The organism is Acinetobacter sp. Tol 5 (genome assembly GCF_019702905.1).
GTDB classification, from domain to species: Bacteria; Pseudomonadota; Gammaproteobacteria; order Pseudomonadales; family Moraxellaceae; genus Acinetobacter; species Acinetobacter bereziniae.
The window spans coordinates 2,144,958-2,162,185 of record NZ_AP024708.1 but is presented as its reverse complement, the minus strand read 5'-3'; the positions used below and the strand labels follow the sequence as shown (position 1 = coordinate 2,162,185).

15 protein-coding genes are annotated in these 17,228 nt (G+C 38.7%); 4 read left to right on the top strand and 11 right to left on the bottom strand.

Annotated features, from left to right (window positions below; translation table 11 throughout):
- Nucleotides 1-36: 36 nt before the first annotated feature.
- From ispD to TOL5_RS09945, 5 genes are read right to left on the bottom strand one after another with little or no spacing between them, the layout of a single operon-like run.
- The gene (gene ispD / locus TOL5_RS09965; RefSeq protein ID WP_005031833.1) at nt 37-762 is read right to left on the bottom strand and encodes a 2-C-methyl-D-erythritol 4-phosphate cytidylyltransferase; all 726 of its coding nucleotides are present in this window, start codon (nt 760-762) and stop codon (nt 37-39) included.
- Complete coding sequence (ftsB, locus tag TOL5_RS09960) at nt 725-1,111, bottom strand: cell division protein FtsB (RefSeq protein ID WP_004830565.1); 387 nt, start codon at nt 1,109-1,111, stop codon at nt 725-727. The genes ispD and ftsB overlap by 38 nt, the downstream gene beginning before the upstream one ends.
- Nucleotides 1,112-1,121: 10 nt before the next feature.
- On the bottom strand, nt 1,122-2,411 hold the full coding sequence (gene eno, locus TOL5_RS09955) for a phosphopyruvate hydratase (protein WP_004830564.1): 1,290 nt from the start codon (nt 2,409-2,411) through the stop codon (nt 1,122-1,124).
- 45 nt (nt 2,412-2,456) lie between these two features.
- A complete protein-coding gene (gene kdsA, locus TOL5_RS09950) occupies nt 2,457-3,314 on the bottom strand; it encodes a 3-deoxy-8-phosphooctulonate synthase (protein ID WP_004830563.1) in 858 nt (285 codons plus the stop codon).
- A 27-nt stretch (nt 3,315-3,341) separates the two neighbouring features.
- Nucleotides 3,342-4,982, bottom strand: coding sequence for a CTP synthase (locus TOL5_RS09945; protein ID WP_004830562.1), 1,641 nt, complete (start codon nt 4,980-4,982; stop codon nt 3,342-3,344).
- Between the two features lie 229 nt (nt 4,983-5,211).
- On the opposite strand from TOL5_RS09945, the gene TOL5_RS09940 reads away from it, so the two are divergent.
- Nucleotides 5,212-5,676 (top strand): hypothetical protein, encoded by a 465-nt coding sequence (locus TOL5_RS09940; protein WP_004830561.1) that lies wholly within the window; start codon nt 5,212-5,214, stop codon nt 5,674-5,676.
- Nucleotides 5,677-6,153: 477 nt separating this feature from the next.
- Here TOL5_RS09940 and TOL5_RS09935 read toward each other — a convergent pair whose 3' ends face one another.
- The 3 genes from TOL5_RS09935 to TOL5_RS09925 all read right to left on the bottom strand — a co-directional run bounded on the left by TOL5_RS09935 (nt 6,154) and on the right by TOL5_RS09925 (nt 9,840).
- On the bottom strand, nt 6,154-7,239 hold the full coding sequence (locus TOL5_RS09935; RefSeq protein WP_121774470.1) for a YheT family hydrolase: 1,086 nt from the start codon (nt 7,237-7,239) through the stop codon (nt 6,154-6,156).
- A 77-nt stretch (nt 7,240-7,316) separates the two neighbouring features.
- Entirely contained in the window at nt 7,317-7,727 is a 411-nt protein-coding gene (locus TOL5_RS09930) for a nuclear transport factor 2 family protein (protein WP_100886297.1), read from the bottom strand.
- 88 nt (nt 7,728-7,815) lie between these two features.
- Complete coding sequence (locus TOL5_RS09925) at nt 7,816-9,840, bottom strand: NADPH-dependent 2,4-dienoyl-CoA reductase (RefSeq protein WP_121774471.1); 2,025 nt, start codon at nt 9,838-9,840, stop codon at nt 7,816-7,818.
- A 165-nt stretch (nt 9,841-10,005) separates the two neighbouring features.
- Here TOL5_RS09925 and TOL5_RS09920 point away from each other — a divergent pair, with 165 nt between their 5' ends.
- Both TOL5_RS09920 and TOL5_RS09915 read left to right on the top strand, forming a co-directional pair.
- Nucleotides 10,006-10,557: a PadR family transcriptional regulator gene (locus tag TOL5_RS09920; RefSeq protein WP_005031837.1), complete on the top strand. Its 552-nt coding sequence runs from the start codon at nt 10,006-10,008 to the stop codon at nt 10,555-10,557.
- Between the two features lie 8 nt (nt 10,558-10,565).
- The gene (locus TOL5_RS09915; RefSeq protein WP_004830554.1) at nt 10,566-11,477 is read left to right on the top strand and encodes an alpha/beta fold hydrolase; all 912 of its coding nucleotides are present in this window, start codon (nt 10,566-10,568) and stop codon (nt 11,475-11,477) included.
- Between the two features lie 74 nt (nt 11,478-11,551).
- On the opposite strand, the gene TOL5_RS09910 is transcribed toward TOL5_RS09915, so the two are convergent.
- From TOL5_RS09910 to TOL5_RS09900, 3 genes are all read right to left on the bottom strand, one after another.
- Nucleotides 11,552-12,823 (bottom strand): DcaP family trimeric outer membrane transporter, encoded by a 1,272-nt coding sequence (locus tag TOL5_RS09910; RefSeq protein ID WP_171496506.1) that lies wholly within the window; start codon nt 12,821-12,823, stop codon nt 11,552-11,554.
- 77 nt (nt 12,824-12,900) lie between these two features.
- Nucleotides 12,901-14,265 carry an MFS transporter gene (locus tag TOL5_RS09905; RefSeq protein WP_151781198.1) on the bottom strand — a complete coding sequence of 455 codons (1,365 nt, stop codon included), beginning with the start codon at nt 14,263-14,265 and terminating at the stop codon, nt 12,901-12,903.
- A 770-nt stretch (nt 14,266-15,035) separates the two neighbouring features.
- Complete coding sequence (locus TOL5_RS09900; protein ID WP_004830550.1) at nt 15,036-15,959, bottom strand: LysR family transcriptional regulator; 924 nt, start codon at nt 15,957-15,959, stop codon at nt 15,036-15,038.
- A 280-nt stretch (nt 15,960-16,239) separates the two neighbouring features.
- Between TOL5_RS09900 and catA the strand changes: the two genes are divergently transcribed.
- On the top strand, nt 16,240-17,160 hold the full coding sequence (gene catA / locus TOL5_RS09895) for a catechol 1,2-dioxygenase (protein ID WP_121773875.1): 921 nt from the start codon (nt 16,240-16,242) through the stop codon (nt 17,158-17,160).
- Nucleotides 17,161-17,228 lie beyond the last annotated feature (68 nt).

Genomic DNA, 17,228 nt, shown 5'->3' with positions numbered 1-17,228 from the left:
CTATCCTTTGAGAATTATTTTTAATTTCTCAGTTTTTTAATGCATTATTTGTGATTGTAAAATTAACTTTGCCAACTCTAAATCGTCAGGATAAGTGATTTTAATATTATCTGAACGTCCCATCACGACTTGGACAGTGTGATTACTATGTTCTAAAGCACTCGCTTCATCTGTAATCATGACTCCATCGTTAAGCGCTGTTTCAATGGCTGTTTTTAAAATTGAAAATGTTGAAATTTGAGGCGTTTGTGCTTGCCACAATTGATCACGATTCACTGTTTTAACAATATTATGTTGCTGATCAACACGCTTTAAGGTATCTCTCACAGGGATTGCAAGAATCGCATTGCTATTTAAGTTGATTGCTGTATTAAGTAGATTGACAAGACACTCACGTGTTACACATGGACGTGCAGCATCATGTACAAAGACAAAATCATCAGGTTGGGCAAATTGTTCAAGATAGCTTAATGCATTTAGCACGGAGTCAACACGCTCATTGCCACCTAAACAAAAATGACTTAAATGTTTATTTTTTAGAGCCAATGTCTGGGCATAATGATCTTGCTCACCAATTGCAAGTACATAACCCGCAAGTGGCAATTCATTTAAACGGTCGATGGTATGCGCTAAGACTGTTTTATTTTGAATAATTTGATATTGCTTAAGTTCTGTTTTTGAAAAACGACGACCTGAGCCAGCAGCCGGGACAATTGCCCAAATTTTACGGTTGGTCTGGTACAGGTTCGTTATCGTCTTCATTGGTTCTTAAGTCTACATTTGGATCTGTATAAATCTGCTTATAATGGGTACTAATCGTACTCATTTGTACAAATGTTTCATGTGGCTTCACTAGACCGAGATCTAAACGTGCATGTTCTTCTATGGCCTCAGAACCATTTTTCAAATCATACACTTCAGCAGCGAGAATACGGTTACGTTCTTTTAGATCAGCATTGACTTCAGCTTGCTGTTCAATTTGCTGTACTAAAGCTTGGTGAGGAAAATGACCTCCCTCACCAAACCAGAAGCGATATTGCAATACTGCAACGATTAAAATCGCCAGTATTGCAATCACTTTACTTGAAGTAGTTTTAAAGACTTCTAACATTTCAAAGAGATTAATTCAGACCTTTGAATTCAGCTTTACCGCGATAAGCTGCATGAGTCAACTCTTCAATACGAAGTAATTGGTTATATTTTGCAACACGGTCAGAACGGCAAAGTGAACCTGTCTTGATTTGACCAGCAGCAGTACCTACAGCCAAGTCTGCAATTGTAGAATCTTCTGTTTCACCAGAACGATGTGAAATAACTGTGCTATAACCATTTGCTTTAGCAAGATAAATCGCATCTAAAGTTTCTGACAATGTACCAATTTGGTTGTATTTGATTAAGATCGAGTTACCAACTTTCTCATCAATACCACGTTGTAAAATCTTAGGATTAGTTACAAACAAATCGTCACCAACCAATTGGATTTTATCACCGAGAATAGAAGTCAAATAACTCCAACCTTCCCAATCAGACTCATCCAAACCATCTTCGATTGAGATAATTGGATATTGTTTTACAAGACCAGCTAAGTAGTCTGCAAACTGGTTGCTTGTAAATGCTTTGTTGCCTTCTCCAGCAAGAATGTATTGACCATTCTTGTAGAATTCAGAAGATGCACAGTCAAGCGCTAACATGATGTCAGAACCCGCTTTATAACCTGTGGTTTCAATAGCAGAAAGGATAACTGTAATCGCTTCTTCGTTTGAACGTAAGTTTGGTGCAAAACCACCTTCGTCACCCACCGCAGTGTTTAAACCTTGCTTTTTCAATACAGATTTCAAAGCATGGAAAATTTCCGCACCAGCACGCAAAGATTCAGCAAATGAAGTGAAGCCTACAGGCTCAATCATGAACTCTTGGATATCAACAGTATTATCTGCATGAGCACCACCGTTCAAAATATTCATCATTGGAACTGGCATAGTCAAAGTTGTTTGACCACGTAAGTCTGCGATGTATTGGAACAACTCAGTTTTTTTCTCAGTTGCAGCAGCACGTGCAGCAGCCAAAGATACAGCCAAAGTTGCGTTTGCACCTAATTTTTCTTTATTTTCAGTGCCATCAAGCGCAATCATTTTGTCATCAAGCGCTTTTTGTTCAAATACGTTTTGACCTTTTAATAAGTCTTTGATTTGACCATTTACGTTTTGAACTGCAGTGCGAACACCTTTACCTAAGTAACGTGATTTGTCACCGTCACGAAGTTCTAAAGCTTCACGAGAACCAGTTGAAGCACCAGATGGTGCACATGCACGGCCAACAACGCCAGAGTCTAGGATTACGTCTGCTTCGATGGTTGGGTTACCACGAGAGTCCAAAATTTCACGTGCACGAATGTCAACGATTTGGCTCATGAATAATTCCTCAGTTGATTAAAAATAAGATGCTGTTTAAGGGCATCAATGAGTATCTAACTTTTTGAAACCTTTAACTAAGGTATCCAATTCTTTTAATTGTGCTAAGAATGGCTCAAGTTGAGACATACGCAATGCACAAGGTCCATCACATTTTGCTTTTTCAGGATCTGGATGTGCTTCCAAGAACAACCCAGCCAAACCTGTTGCCATACCTGCTCGCGCCAATGTAGTGATTTGCGCACGGCGTCCACCCGCTGAATCTGCACGACCGCCTGGTGTTTGTAAGGCATGGGTGACATCAAAAAATACAGGAACATTCATTTCTTTCATGGTATCAAAACCAAGCATATCAACAACCAAGTTATTGTAGCCAAATGATGTACCACGCTCGCACAGAATGAGTTTGTCATTACCAGCTTCTAAACACTTGTTGAGAATATGGCTCATTTCACGCGGAGAAAGGAATTGTGCTTTTTTGATGTTGATAATGGCTTGTGTTTTCGCCATTGCTTCAACCAAATCTGTCTGACGACTTAAAAATGCAGGAAGCTGAATGATATCTGCCACTTCAGCGACAGGTGCAGCTTGGTAAGGTTCGTGAACATCTGTAATAATCGGCACATTAAAATGTTTTTTAATGTCGGCTAACCATTCAATTCCCTTTTCCAAACCTGGACCACGGAATGAATGTAAGCTTGAGCGATTGGCTTTATCAAAACTGGCTTTAAATACATAAGGGATATTTAAGCGGGTACAAATATCGACATAAGTCTCTGCAATTTCAAAAGCCAAGTCTTTCGACTCAAGTACGTTCATTCCGCCGAATAGTACAAATGGCAAGTGATTTGCCATTTGTATATCGCCTAAACGTACAATTTCTTGTGGTTTTAATTGTGACATTTAAACTTCCTAGTTTGTTTTACACACTTACTTACTGTTTTGGTGCTGCTTTTTTGCGGCATCGATAAAACTAGCAAATAATGGATGCCCATCACGTGGTGAACTTGTAAATTCTGGATGGAATTGTACAGCAATAAACCAAGGATGGTCAGGAATTTCTACTGTTTCAACAAGATGTTGCGCAGTTGAATAGCCTGAAATTTTCATACCTGCTTGTTCAATTGCAGGAATGAAACGATCGTTCATTTCATAGCGATGGCGATGGCGTTCAGTAATTTCTGCTTTCGCATACACTTCACGTGTTTTAGTGCCTTCAACCAACTCGGATGTTTGTGCACCTAAACGCATTGTTCCACCCAGATTTGACTCAGTGCTACGATGCTGAATTTCACCACGTTCGTCTAACCATTCAGTGATTAAACCAATCAATGGGAATTTTGTTGAACGATTAAATTCTGTAGACGTTGCTTCTGGCATACCTGCAACATGACGAGCAAACTCAATCACAGCCAATTGCATACCCAAGCAAATACCCAAAAATGGTACTTTGTTTTCACGTGCATATTGAATAGCTTGCATTTTGCCTTCAGTACCACGCTCACCAAAGCCACCAGGTACCAAGATCGCATCGACATCTTTTAAGATTTCAGCAGGATTTTGGCTTTCCAATTCTTCTGCATTGATATAATCAATTTGAACTTTAACGCGATTTTGAATACCAGCATGTAAAAGTGCTTCATTGACAGATTTATAAGCATCTGGCAATTCAACGTATTTACCGACCATTGCAACACGAATGGTGTATTCAGGATTAAGTAAAGCTTCTACAACGTGATCCCAGTCTGCAAGATCTGCTTCTGGCAAGTTGATATAACCAAAACGTTCACAGATTAAATCATCAACATTTTGTTCGTAGAATGTACGTGGAATTTGATAAATCGAACGTGCATCTTTACAGACCACAACCGCACGCGCTTCAACGTTGGTAAAGAGTGCAATTTTACGTGTGGTATCGGCATCAACATCATGCTCAGTACGACAAATCAAAATGTCAGGCTGAATACCAATCGACAATAACTCTTTCACTGAATGTTGAGTTGGCTTAGTTTTAAGTTCAGCAGCAGACTTGATATAAGGTAATAAAGTCAAATGCATTAACATGGTACGTTTATGACCAAGCTCAACCATCAACTGACGTACAGATTCCATGAATGGGAGGGATTCAATGTCACCGACTGTACCACCGATTTCAACGATAGCAACGTCATAACCTTCGCCTGCACGAAGTACACGCTCTTTAATATTATCCGTAATATGTGGAATAACTTGGACTGTACCACCGAGATAATCACCACGACGTTCTTTATTCAAAACATCTTGATATACACGACCAGACGTAAAGTTATTCAATTTGGTCATTTTGGCACGACGTAAGAAACGTTCGTAATAACCCAAATCTAAATCAGTTTCAGCACCATCTTCTGTGACAAATACTTCACCGTGCTGGAATGGGCTCATCGTCCCAGGATCGACATTAATGTATGGATCCATTTTGACCATGGTTACTTTTAAACCACGGGCTTCTAAAAGTGCAGCAACTGAAGCAGCTGAAATACCTTTACCTAGTGATGATACAACACCACCAGTGACGAATATAAAATGGGTCATCAAGTTTCTCGTACAATGGAGCCTAAATTGGCCTACAATGTTGTGCGATTTTACTTTACCTTGTACCAAGAAAGCAAAGTCAATTCACATCAATTCATAGAACAATAAACAATTGGCTATTCTATCAGCATTTCCAATAAAAATTTAGCACTTGATAAGGTGATTTTTAAATATCATTTTGCTGTTATACTAGTTAACATCTCTCTAATCTGTTTTGTTTTGAGTAATTATGAATAAGAAATTTTTAATTTGTGGCGCAATTGCGACAGCACTACTTGTATCTGCTTGTGTAAAAAAAGAAGAGCCGAAAGAGACTGAGCAAGAGAAAGTTGAAACTGCTCAAACAGCGGCATCTGAACCAGCTCAATTTGAAAGCTTACCGAGTGCTGAACAAAATACTCAACAAGTCGAAATTCCTGCGCATGTAGAAGTTGAACGTACTGAAACAGCGAATACAACAACAGAAATTCGTCGTGAACCAACGCATGAAGCGCTTGCAACAACACAGGCTGCTGAAAATAAACCTGCTGCAACAGAAGCTAAACCGGCAAAAGCAGAGTCAGTGAAGACTGAAACAGCTCAAACTGCACCAAAGACCCAGACTGCTCCGAAAGCAAACTCTGGCACTGCTCAATCTGAAGATGACGCAGTTGCTGCTGCAATCGCTGCAGCTACACCTGCATTGAAAAACTAAAAGCTTATTTTTCAACAAAGAACTAGTTTTTAAGCAAAAAACCAGTCATTCATGACTGGTTTTTTTTGCTACTTATAATCTTCATAACAAATATAATACTAAGATATAGTAAAACCGCCTAATTATTCACACAAGTAATATTTATATACTACTGATATTAAATAAAATTTATTCTTTTTATAAGATTTTAATGATTCATTTATTTTGCCCTTTTGAATCATAGGTGATCGTGCTATCGTGAGGTGACATGGATGTCGCCATGTTGAGCGGGGGTATAGGATTTACCCCGCGCTCAACGAAAGATTTTTGTCACTTTTCATCTCTGAAAAGTGAGTCATCGCCTGCGCAAAAAAATTTAAACTTTAGATGTAAAACGTGGCAGTGCAAGCTTTAGATCATCATACAATATATTGATCGCATTCATTTTAGTGATTAAGAGAAACGATATTTTACAGTATGGTTTTTTCAACAGATTGACTATACTGAATACTGTTTTAGAAAGTCCGCCATTAAACGTGAAGCCCAAGATCTGGTATGTAAGCCCTCATAAAAACCACAATGACTACCCTTTTTGGTTGTTACCACCACCACGTTATCCATATTCTGAATGGTTTCCTTATAAGGTTCCAAGTTTTTAATTGAGCATACTGGGTCATCTTCTGCATTCAAAATCATTAATGGAATTTTAACATTTTCAAAAACATAAATAGGATTAGTGGCTTTTGAATAACTTTCATAATCTGAAAAACCAGCCATTTCAAAATATTCAGTTTGAAACTCTTGTAATGTTTTGGTTCTCAATACATTTTTTACTGAATGCACTGGTGTCCACGTTTGTGTATAAGGCGTGATAAATGCTTTAAACAATTTTTTGGTCATTACCTTGGTATAAAAAGGATGTACATTTTCAAAACCAATTTCAGTATCATAGCCCGGGCACATCGCAAATGCTGCTTTAAATGGTGTATCTAAACCTTGCTCACCCAAATAGCGGACCAACAATCCAGTACCTGCGGATGATCCCACCGCAAACAATTCAGTCTGTGGAAATAAATCCTGTATATAGCTCAATTGCTCTTTTAGATCGGATGTTGAACCAAAAATTGACATCAACGGAACAGGCATAGGTAGACCTGCATGCCCACGGCGTAAACATAGTGCAATTCGCCAACCCGTATATTCATGTAAATCTTTGACCAACTCACGCATACTTTCTGGCGTTCCAGTAATGGTATGCATGATCACAATGGTCGGTGTATCTTCAGGTAAATCATAACCATACCATGCAATAGCAGTAATGCCTCCATCTTGCATAGTGATTTGATCAATCCGATCATATTGCAACTTAACTGTCTTTTTTTTAATTAAATCAAAATATAAAAGGTGTGCGTGTGTATTGGTCAACCAGGGTGTAGGACGATATTTGTCTTGTAATTGAGGTAGTTTATCTAAGATCTCAGACATTGCACCTTGCTGATTAAAATACAACTTTGGCAATTCAGCGCCAGTCACTTGATCTAATAAACTTTGGGTAATCTCGGTAAACTTATGGAGTACAGACATTTTCCACCTCAACTTTTTATTTATGATAATCATACTTTAAATATGGGAGTCAACGCTCCCACTATTTATTTATACCATTATGCTTTGGGTATAAAGGCAGCCATTCGTTGCCCCATTTGGGCAGCCAAAGCTTCCAATCCACTTTTCGGGCGAATCATCACTTCAAAATCTACAATTTTTCCAGCCTCATTAAAACGAATCATATCAATCCCTTTTAACTTTTTCTCAGCAACATTGGCTGAAAACTCTAACACTACACTCTGCTCATCGTCTGTATAAAACTCTCGATGATAGGTAAAATTTTCAAAAATTTGGATCACATTGCTTAAAATAAAAAAAACAACTTGCTTCCCTTCATATGGGTGATAAGCCACTGGCGAGCGAAAAACCACATCATCCGCAAGCAGTTCATTTAAAATACTCATATCACGGTTTTCTAGCATCTGATGCCATTTTTGTATTGCAGATTTGCTTTGTGTAAAACTCATTTCTTTCATCCTGAATAGAATCCTCCCTAATAAAAGTCTTAAAGACAATTCAACAAAGAGAGGATTTTGATTAAGTTTTTAAATTGGATTAAATCACTGCTGCTAATTCTGCGCCTTGACGAATCGCACGTTTAGCATCCAATTCTCCCGCTTCCTTCGCGCCACCAATTAAATGAACTGATTTTCCTTCCGCTTGAAGTTGATCAAACATCGCAGTAAATGGCTCTTGTCCAGCACAAATCACCACATGATCAACATCTAAAATCATGACCTTGTCACCAACGGTAATATGCAAGCCTTGATCATCAATCTTGTCATAACGTGCACCTGGGATCATATTGACATGACGATGTTTAAGACCTGTACGATGAATCCATCCAGTTGTCTTACCTAAACCTGCACCCACAGAATTGGTTTTACGTTGCAGTAAATAGATTTCACGAGGCGATTGCTCAACTTCTGGCTGCTTTAAGCCACCCACATGCGCATAAGATGTGTCAATCCCCCATTCATCATAGAATTTCTGAGGATTTAAACTGCCACTCTCACCTTCATGTGAAAGGTACTCAGCGGTATCAAAGCCAATACCGCCTGCGCCGATGATTGCGACTTTTTTGCCAACAGGTTTACGATCGCGTAAAACCTCGATATAGGACAATACTTTCGGATGATCAATGCCTTCAATATTTAGATGGCGTGGTGTCACACCTGTAGCCACAACAATTTCATCAAACTTTGCAGCATTCAATTCTTCATATGTCGCAGTATGGTTGAGTACCAGTTTAATGTTGGGTTGTAATTCAATTTTACGTTTGAAATAACGTAAGGTTTCATAGAACTCTTCTTTACCTGGAATGGTTTTGGCAATGTTGAACTGACCACCAATCTGATTAGATGCTTCAAAAACGGTGACTTTATGCCCACGATCTGCAGCATACGTTGCAAAGCTTAAACCAGCAGGTCCTGCACCAATCACGGCGATATTTTTAATAACATCGGATTGCTTAAAAATCAGTTCAGTTTCATAGCAAGCACGTGGATTGACTAAACATGTAGCAATTTTCATGGAGAAAATATGATCTAGGCACGCCTGATTACAACCAATGCAAGTATTAATTTCATCTGCACGACCTTGTTCAGCCTTTTGCACAAAATGAGAATCTGCAAGCATCGGACGCGCCATAGAAATCATATCAGCATCGCCTTGAGCCAAGACATGCTCAGCCATTTCTGGGGTATTGATACGGTTCGATGTGATTAAAGGTACTTTAACAGAACCTTTTAATTTTTTAGTCACCCAAGTAAACGCTGCACGAGGTACTTTGGTCGCAATCGTCGGGATTCGTGCTTCATGCCAACCGATTCCAGTATTGATAATCGTTGCACCAGCTTTTTCAATTTCTTTCGCCAAGTGAATGACTTCTTCGAGCGTAGAACCACCTTCAACCAAGTCCAACATAGACAAGCGATAAATAATAATAAAGTTTTCACCTACCTCTTGGCGTGTTCTTCTTACGATTTCAATCGGAAAACGGATACGGTTTTCATAACTGCCACCCCACTCATCATCACGGTGATTGGTTCTTGCAGCAATAAACTCGTTGATCAGATAACCTTCTGATCCCATAATTTCTACACCGTCATAGCCTGCAATTTGTGACAATCGGGCACAATTGGCAAAGTCTGCAATCGTTTGATGAACTTCTGCTGACGTTAGTGCATGTGGCTTGGTTGGATTAATTGGGGCTTGAATCGCTGAAGGTGCAACGTTTTCAGGCTGATAAGAGTAACGTCCAGTATGTAAAATTTGTAGTGCAATTTTCCCTCCAGCATCATGAACTGCTTGAGTAATGACTTTATGTTTTTCTGCTTCTTCTAAATGATCTAATTTTGAACCACCAAAAAATGTTACACCATGATCATTGGGTGAAATACCACCTGTAACAATCAGTCCTACACCACCTGCAGCACGTTCTGCATAAAATGCAGCCATACGCTCATATCCACCTTGAACTTCTTCCAGTCCAACGTGCATAGAACCCATCAACACTCTATTCTTTAATGTGGTAAAGCCTAAATCTAAAGGCGCAAGTAGATGCGGATAATTAGACATGTAAACTCCTTGGCGTGCATTCGCTAGCTATCAATCTGATGAAAAAGTCTAATATTTTTTAATGCAACAAGTTGCATAGTTTGGGTATTTATAATCGAGATTTGATTTTTATGCAACATGTTGCATAATGACTTTATATTCATTTTATTGACCTAATATTACACAATGTCATTAGCCCATGTTTTATTGACCAGTCTGATCGAAAAACCAAGCACAGGTTTTGAGTTGGCTCGACGCTTTGACCGATCCATGGGATTCTTTTGGAATGCGACCCATCAGCAAATATACCGTGAACTCAACGGCATGCAAAAAAAAGGCTGGATTTCGACTTTAGAAGATCAGGCGGATCAAGGTCGTAAAAAAACCTATCAGGTTGAACAACTTGGGCGTGTCGAGTTGGCTGACTGGATGGTTAAGCAAGGACAGCCTGCTCAACTTCGTGAAGAGCTTATGGTGCGCTTACGTGCTGAAGCACAATTTGGTGGAAATACTGTTTTACCTGAATTAGAACGTCATTTAAAATTGCATCAAGAAAATTTAAAACTCTATCTTCAAATTTTTTCCAAAGATTTTGAACACACAGAGACACTTGATCGTACTTTATATATCCATAAAATGATTTTACAATTGGGAATAGACTTGGAAACTGGCTGGATCAACTGGCTCAATGAAGTGATTCCACGACTAAAAGCATTTGAGAATAAAGACAATCCGTAGGAATATGCATGCCACACTATACAATGCCTGATGGTGAGAAATTATTTGTCCGTGAAATTGGTCAAGGCGAGCCTGTAGTTGTTTTGTCTGGTTTAGGCATGCATAGCTGGCAGTGGTTACCCTTTTTATTACCCAACATTAAACAATACAAATTTTATATCCCCGACTGGCGTGGTTTTGGTGGCTCGAAGACGTGTAATATTCCACAAGATATAGATGCAATATCAAATCACTGGCGTGACCTTGACAGCTTAATTGATCAACTGAATTTAGATAATTTTATTCTCATGGGTTATTCCATGGGTGCAACCACAGCAATGCATGGTATGCAGTATGGGAATTTAGCTGGCAAATTAAAAGCTTATTTACATATCGACCAAACCCCTAAAATTCCAACAGACGATACTTGGGAATTTGGTTTATTTGGCAAAAAATATTTTAAAATAAAGCGCTTACTCAAAGATTTTTCTGACTTTTTACATCAGTATTCTCAGTATCGTTTTGTCGATGAATTGCCGATTGAGCCAAGAACAGAACTGATTCAAATTTGGTTGAATTTCATTAAGATTCAAGGCAGTAATAAATTAAGTCCATTTATGTTTAATTTAGCCTTAAAACATCCACAACTCCAAAAACACTTACTGCCTATCCGTCGCATGGACTATTTAACGTGGTATATCGACAATTATCTCAATCATGATGAAGATTATCGTGATGCCATTGCCCAATTGGCTTGCCCTACGACCTTCTTTATTGGTGAAAAGTCTTCACTGTATCCAGCTGAAGGACAAATGCAAGTTTCCAATAGTTTGATCAATGCCAAAAATATTATATTTAAACGGTCCGGACATACTCCTCTTATCACTGAACCTGTCAAGTTTAGTCAAGAAATTCGCTCTTTTCTAAAACAGTCTGCATAAGCGATATTTATAAAAAATCCTCGTTTAAAGCAAATTAAACGAGGATTTTAAAACTCAGCCTTTAAAATCTTGCTTTAAAAATTATACATTGCCACTGCATTAAAACGATTATCTTCGCCTGTATCTTGTCCATTTGCACCAGCAGCAAAAGCCTGACGCTCACCATAGACATATTCCAATCCAAAGCTTAATGGTTTTTTCGGGCTATAAAATACATTTGCCCAAGCCTGCCACACATGCTTATTGGCTTTTGTAGGATCACTCAAATATTGAATATATTTCTGATTTTCATCTGCTTTCATATAACCATAGCCCAAAGTCGAACGCCATTGTGGATTAAACTGTTGGGTCACACCCAGAGTGATAGAGTCAAATTCATTCAATGCCATGATTTTTTTGCTGGCATCCACAGAAAAACCAGCATTGGTCCATGACACCAAACTAGAGTCTCCTTTTACATGATAATAATCTGCTTTTAATGTGGTCTTTGTACTCAGTTCATATTTTGCCCCGATACCCACACCCCATGCCAATTCATCATCGGTTGTAGTCCGCTTTTGACTCATCATTGCCCTTAAACTCATAGTCCCCGCACGATCTGCAAAGCTATGATTCAGTCGTGTAGAAAATACTGGCAAGCGCATAATGGATAGTGCATCTTTTGAATCCTCCACAGCGCTGACAAGTTGTGTTTCAGCATTAAATTTATGCGTATAACGGACTTGTGCATCACGCTTCACTGCCCCGCCAACATAGCCCAAAGCATCAATCGTTTCTGGCATATAATCTGGAACTGCAAAATTTGACCAAGTTTGACCAACCAACCATGAACCATAATTAAAATAGGCATGTCGAATCCTCAATGCATCATTTGCTCCCAAGAAATCAACTTCTATCTTTGCATTTACATCCTGATCTGCGGTTTTAAAATCTAAGCCTATGCGCGTTGCAGCTAGGGTTGATTTTAGTACATCACTGCTTTCGTTATTGCCTTTCAGTGGAACGGTATTGATTTGATTATAAAGCCGCTCAGCACTTCCTCCTTCTGACTGATATAACAAGTCTGCACGGACATTGCCGTATAGACTCATTTCAGCGCCTGCTTTAGAACGTATTAACCAGGATGATGTTGATGAATTTGTCGCTGTTATCGGATTAGCCTGTGGCTGATTTTGTATCAGTTGAACAGCTTGATTTTGCTGTTTCTGATGCTGCTCAATCATTTCACGCAACTGTTTGACTTCACTCCTTAATTGTTCAACTTCTGAAAGTGAATATGCATGAGCCATATTTAGACTAAATAAACCGATTGAAACTAAAACGACGTTATAGTTAAATTTTTTCATTGTAGAAAGCATCCTATTCTCTACGATTGATTATTTTGAACCAGCCTTAATCTCCGTGATTCAGGCTGAAAAATCGATTAATTTGTAGTATTGCCAACAATATTTTGTTGCTGTGAAGTTGCTGAAAGCACTGTATTTTTTTCGACAGAAGCTTTTAAGTTGACTAAAAATATTGCAAATGCAGCAATTACACCTGGAATTGCAATCACAAGAAAATTCATTTGATGAGGAAGTTCAAACGTGAGCAGTGCGCCAGTGAGGACTGGACCTACAATTGCACCGATACGTCCAATACCCGATGCCCATCCCATACCTGTGGAACGAACAGCCGCAGGATAAAATTGAGCAACAAAGGTATAAAGTAAGATTTGCGAGCCGATTGTTGCTGCACCTGCTATCGCAATAAGTGTATAAAGTACAGCCTGTGGGCTTTTAAAACCGAGCAAAATGAGTGCCATAGCACCAACAGCAAACATGATGGTTAATACAGGTTTAATATGAAATTTATCTGCCAATGCACCACCACCAATTGCACCGACCATTCCGCCAATATTCAGTGCAAATAAGAAAATCATACTTGCACCCAATGAATAACCTGCCTGAATCATCAGCTTTGGTAACCAACTGCCTAATGCATAAACCATCAATAAACACATGAAAAATGCAATCCAAAACATGAAGGTGCTAAAAGTACGTCCTTGTTGAAATAGCGCACGTAATGGTGCTTGATCCTCAGCAGTGACTTCATTCAGCACAAACTGAGTGGATGCTGTTAAATCTTGTTGCGGGGCAATTTTTTGCACAATCTCACGGACTTGGTCATTTTTTTCTTGTTGAGTCAAATACATCAAAGACTCAGGTAAAAACTTCCAAATCAAAGGGAGCGCTAAAAAAGGAATGATGGCGATGTAGAACATAATTTTCCAGCCATAATCAACCACCAACCACGCTCCCAATAATGCTGAAGCCATGCCACCAATCGCATATCCACTAAACATCACTGCAACCAATGTGCTGCGAATACGTTTAGGTGCATATTCAGTCATCAATGCCACCACATTTGGCATCACCCCACCAATTCCAAGACCTGCTAAGAATCGTAAAATCCCAAATTCAATTGGTGTTGATGCAAAAGCACCTAAAAAAGTAAATCCACTGAAAATCGCCACACAAATCATAATGGTTTTTTTACGACCTAATTTATCCGACAAAGTCCCAAAACTCATCGCACCAAACATCATGCCAAATAATGCTGTACTGGCAAGCATTCCGGCTTGCACAGCGGTAAGCCCCCACTCTTGCATCAACAATGGTAAAGCTACGCCATAAATGACTAAATCATAACCGTCAAAAATAATGATAGATAAACACCACAATAAAACTCCCCAATGGAATGGAGTAAATTTTGCGTCATCGACAATCCGATTGATATTTAATTGCATATTCAGCCTCCTGCTGAGAAACGTCATCTAAGTTTTCTCAGACAATGGCGTAAGCGCTATTTTTTGTCCAAAACCGATTACATATATATCCATACCTAAAAAGTCGGTTTAATGTTTTTATTTGAATAAACAATAGATTAAAAAGCTTGAATAAAATAATTCAGCCTTATATTTTTGCTCATTTATTTTTTATTTGAACTTTTAAATGGCTATTTTTAGATTTATTAAGCAAAGCAAAGAGCTTATTTTGTATTTTCAATATGTTACTTTTCACATAATATATAAAATATTATTCATTTTTTAATTGCTTAGCGATTAATATTCTCGATTTGTATATTTTAGAATAACGATTGCCTTATTCAAAAATAATGAAGACAAAATAATATGAAAGTCCCTTCTCCCAGTGAGAGAAGGCTTGCATGAGCAGATGATTTTAGATGGAATGCCAATCCAAATGAGAATTATGCGAATAAGCCTGATGATTTGGTTAGGGTCTGTGGACAATTCGTCTATGTTTGCGACTAGGTGTGTTTTTTAGGCGATTCTAGGCGCGAAAAACGAAATTTAGTCATTCTAAATAAGTAGTTCGTAACGACGAAGCGACACAAAACACGCTAGTCCCGAAGGGTTGTGGCTAAAATTATCTCAGGCTGCGTTATGAAACTTAAAAATAGTCTCACTATTCTCTTCATTTCATGCCTTGCCTGCTCAATTTTAACCTACAACGCAAGCCATTTATGAAATGTCCACAGCCCCTAAATATTTTTAATTTAATCCATTATGCTAAAACTCGCACGGTCATATTGAAACCCTTCCAAATCATAAACTTGATAAATACAATCAAACAAAGATCGAATATCTTCGCTTTCATCCATACAACGAATCGCCATAAAGATAGGGCTTTTTGCAGAGCTGTCCAACATGGGGATATAGATTAGATTCGGCAATTGAATGGTTTTTGCACTTTCAGGTACAACACATACACCTTCTCCTGCTGCAACTAGACCCAAAGCCAATTGAATCTCACGGACCTCCTTGAGATTTTTAGGATCTAGACCATGTTCAGAGAAAAGATGACGAACCTGTGTTGAAAAGTTGGGTTTCGGATGGCTTGGGTATAAAAATAAATTCTCATCTTCAATATCTGCAAAATAAGTTCCTTTTGAATCAGCCAAAGGATGGCTAATATGAACAGCCAACATTAATGGTTCTTCTCGTAATAAAACTCGTCGAACTGCAGGATCAGAAATCCTAAGACGCCCAAATCCAACATCAATACGCCCCTCTTTTAGCGCTTGAATTTGATCTTTGGTACTCATTTCAACCAATTCAATTTTTAAATGAGGTTGCTGTTGTCGAAACATATAAACAATTTTAGGGAGCAAACCGTACAAAAGTGAGCCAACAAAACCCATGGTGACTGTTTTTTCGATCAAACCAATCCGTTTGGTCATCGACTTGACTTCTTCTGCATTAGACAAAAGTTTAACGGCGTGTTGATAAAAAAATTGCCCCGCTTCAGTGGTTTTTAATGGACGGCTTCCTCGTTCAAAAAGTGAGATACCCAATTCACTTTCAAGATTTTGAATCTGTCTGCTCAACGGGGGTTGAGCAATATAAAGCTTTTCAGCCGCTTTGGTAAAACTCTGTTCTTCTACAACAGCAACAAAATAGCGTAAATGCCTGAGTTCCATCTCAAACTCCATACTTTTAAGATATAAAAAAATGCAAATTTGATCTTAGACAGCGATCATTCATTCTTTTAAGGTATATCAAAAGCAAGATGCAAAGCAAGACTGAAAATTTAAGTGATTCAAAGCCAACCCAAGAATGACATTCTGTTAGCCAAATGAATTTTCAAACCAGTTTAAGCTAGAAGTCTTGTTGCCAACAACATGGAAAGTGGGCAGCAAAGTTGCAAGCAAATTTTATTCAGCATGCGATGCCAAACCACTCATACTTAAGGAGTTTAGTATGAATCGTAAAGAAATCGATGCCTTAGTCAAACAAATGAATATTGATACAGCAACAGCTAATGTTAATCCTCGTATTCAACAAATTGTGGTTCGCTTAGTCGCTGATCTTTTTCAAGCCATCGATGATCTCGATATTTCCCAGACTGAACTATGGAAAGGACTGGAATATTTTACTGATGCAGGTCAAGCCAATGAACTTGGACTCTTGGCGGCAGGTTTAGGACTTGAGCATTTCTTAGATCTACGTGCTGATGAAGCTGATGCCAAAGCAGGCATTATAGGTGGAACACCACGTACCATCGAAGGTCCACTTTATGTTGCTGGCGCACCAGAATCAGTCGGTTTCGCCCGTATGGATGATGGTTCTGAAATTGATCTGATTGATACCTTATTGATTGAAGGTACAGTTACAGATCATCACGGCAACCTCATTCCCAATGCTAAAGTAGAAATTTGGCATGCCAATCGCTTAGGTTCGTATTCTTTTTTTGACAAATCTCAAGCTGATTTTAACTTACGTCGCACCATTTTGACCGATGCCAATGGCAAATACGTCGCTCAAACGACAATGCCTGTAGGTTATGGATGTCCACCTCAAGGGACAACTCAGGCACTTTTAAATCACTTGGGTCGTCATGGCAATCGTCCATCACATGTGCATTATTTTGTCTCAGCACCAGGTTATCGAAAACTAACCACCCAATTCAATATTGAAGGTGATCAATACCTTTGGGATGACTTTGCTTTTGCTACACGTGAAGGTCTGGTGGCTACTGCTATAGATATCACCGATGAAGCAGAGATTGCCCGTTATGGTTTAAACAAAGCCTTTAAAAAGATTGAATTCAATATTCAACTGATTCAGACCCAAGACCAAGCCCCATCGACTGAAGTCATTCGTCGACGCGCAAGCGCTTAATCATACGTATAGAACCGAGTGTTTTTAATCACAACATTTCGGTTCGTAATCTTATTTGGAAAGCCGGA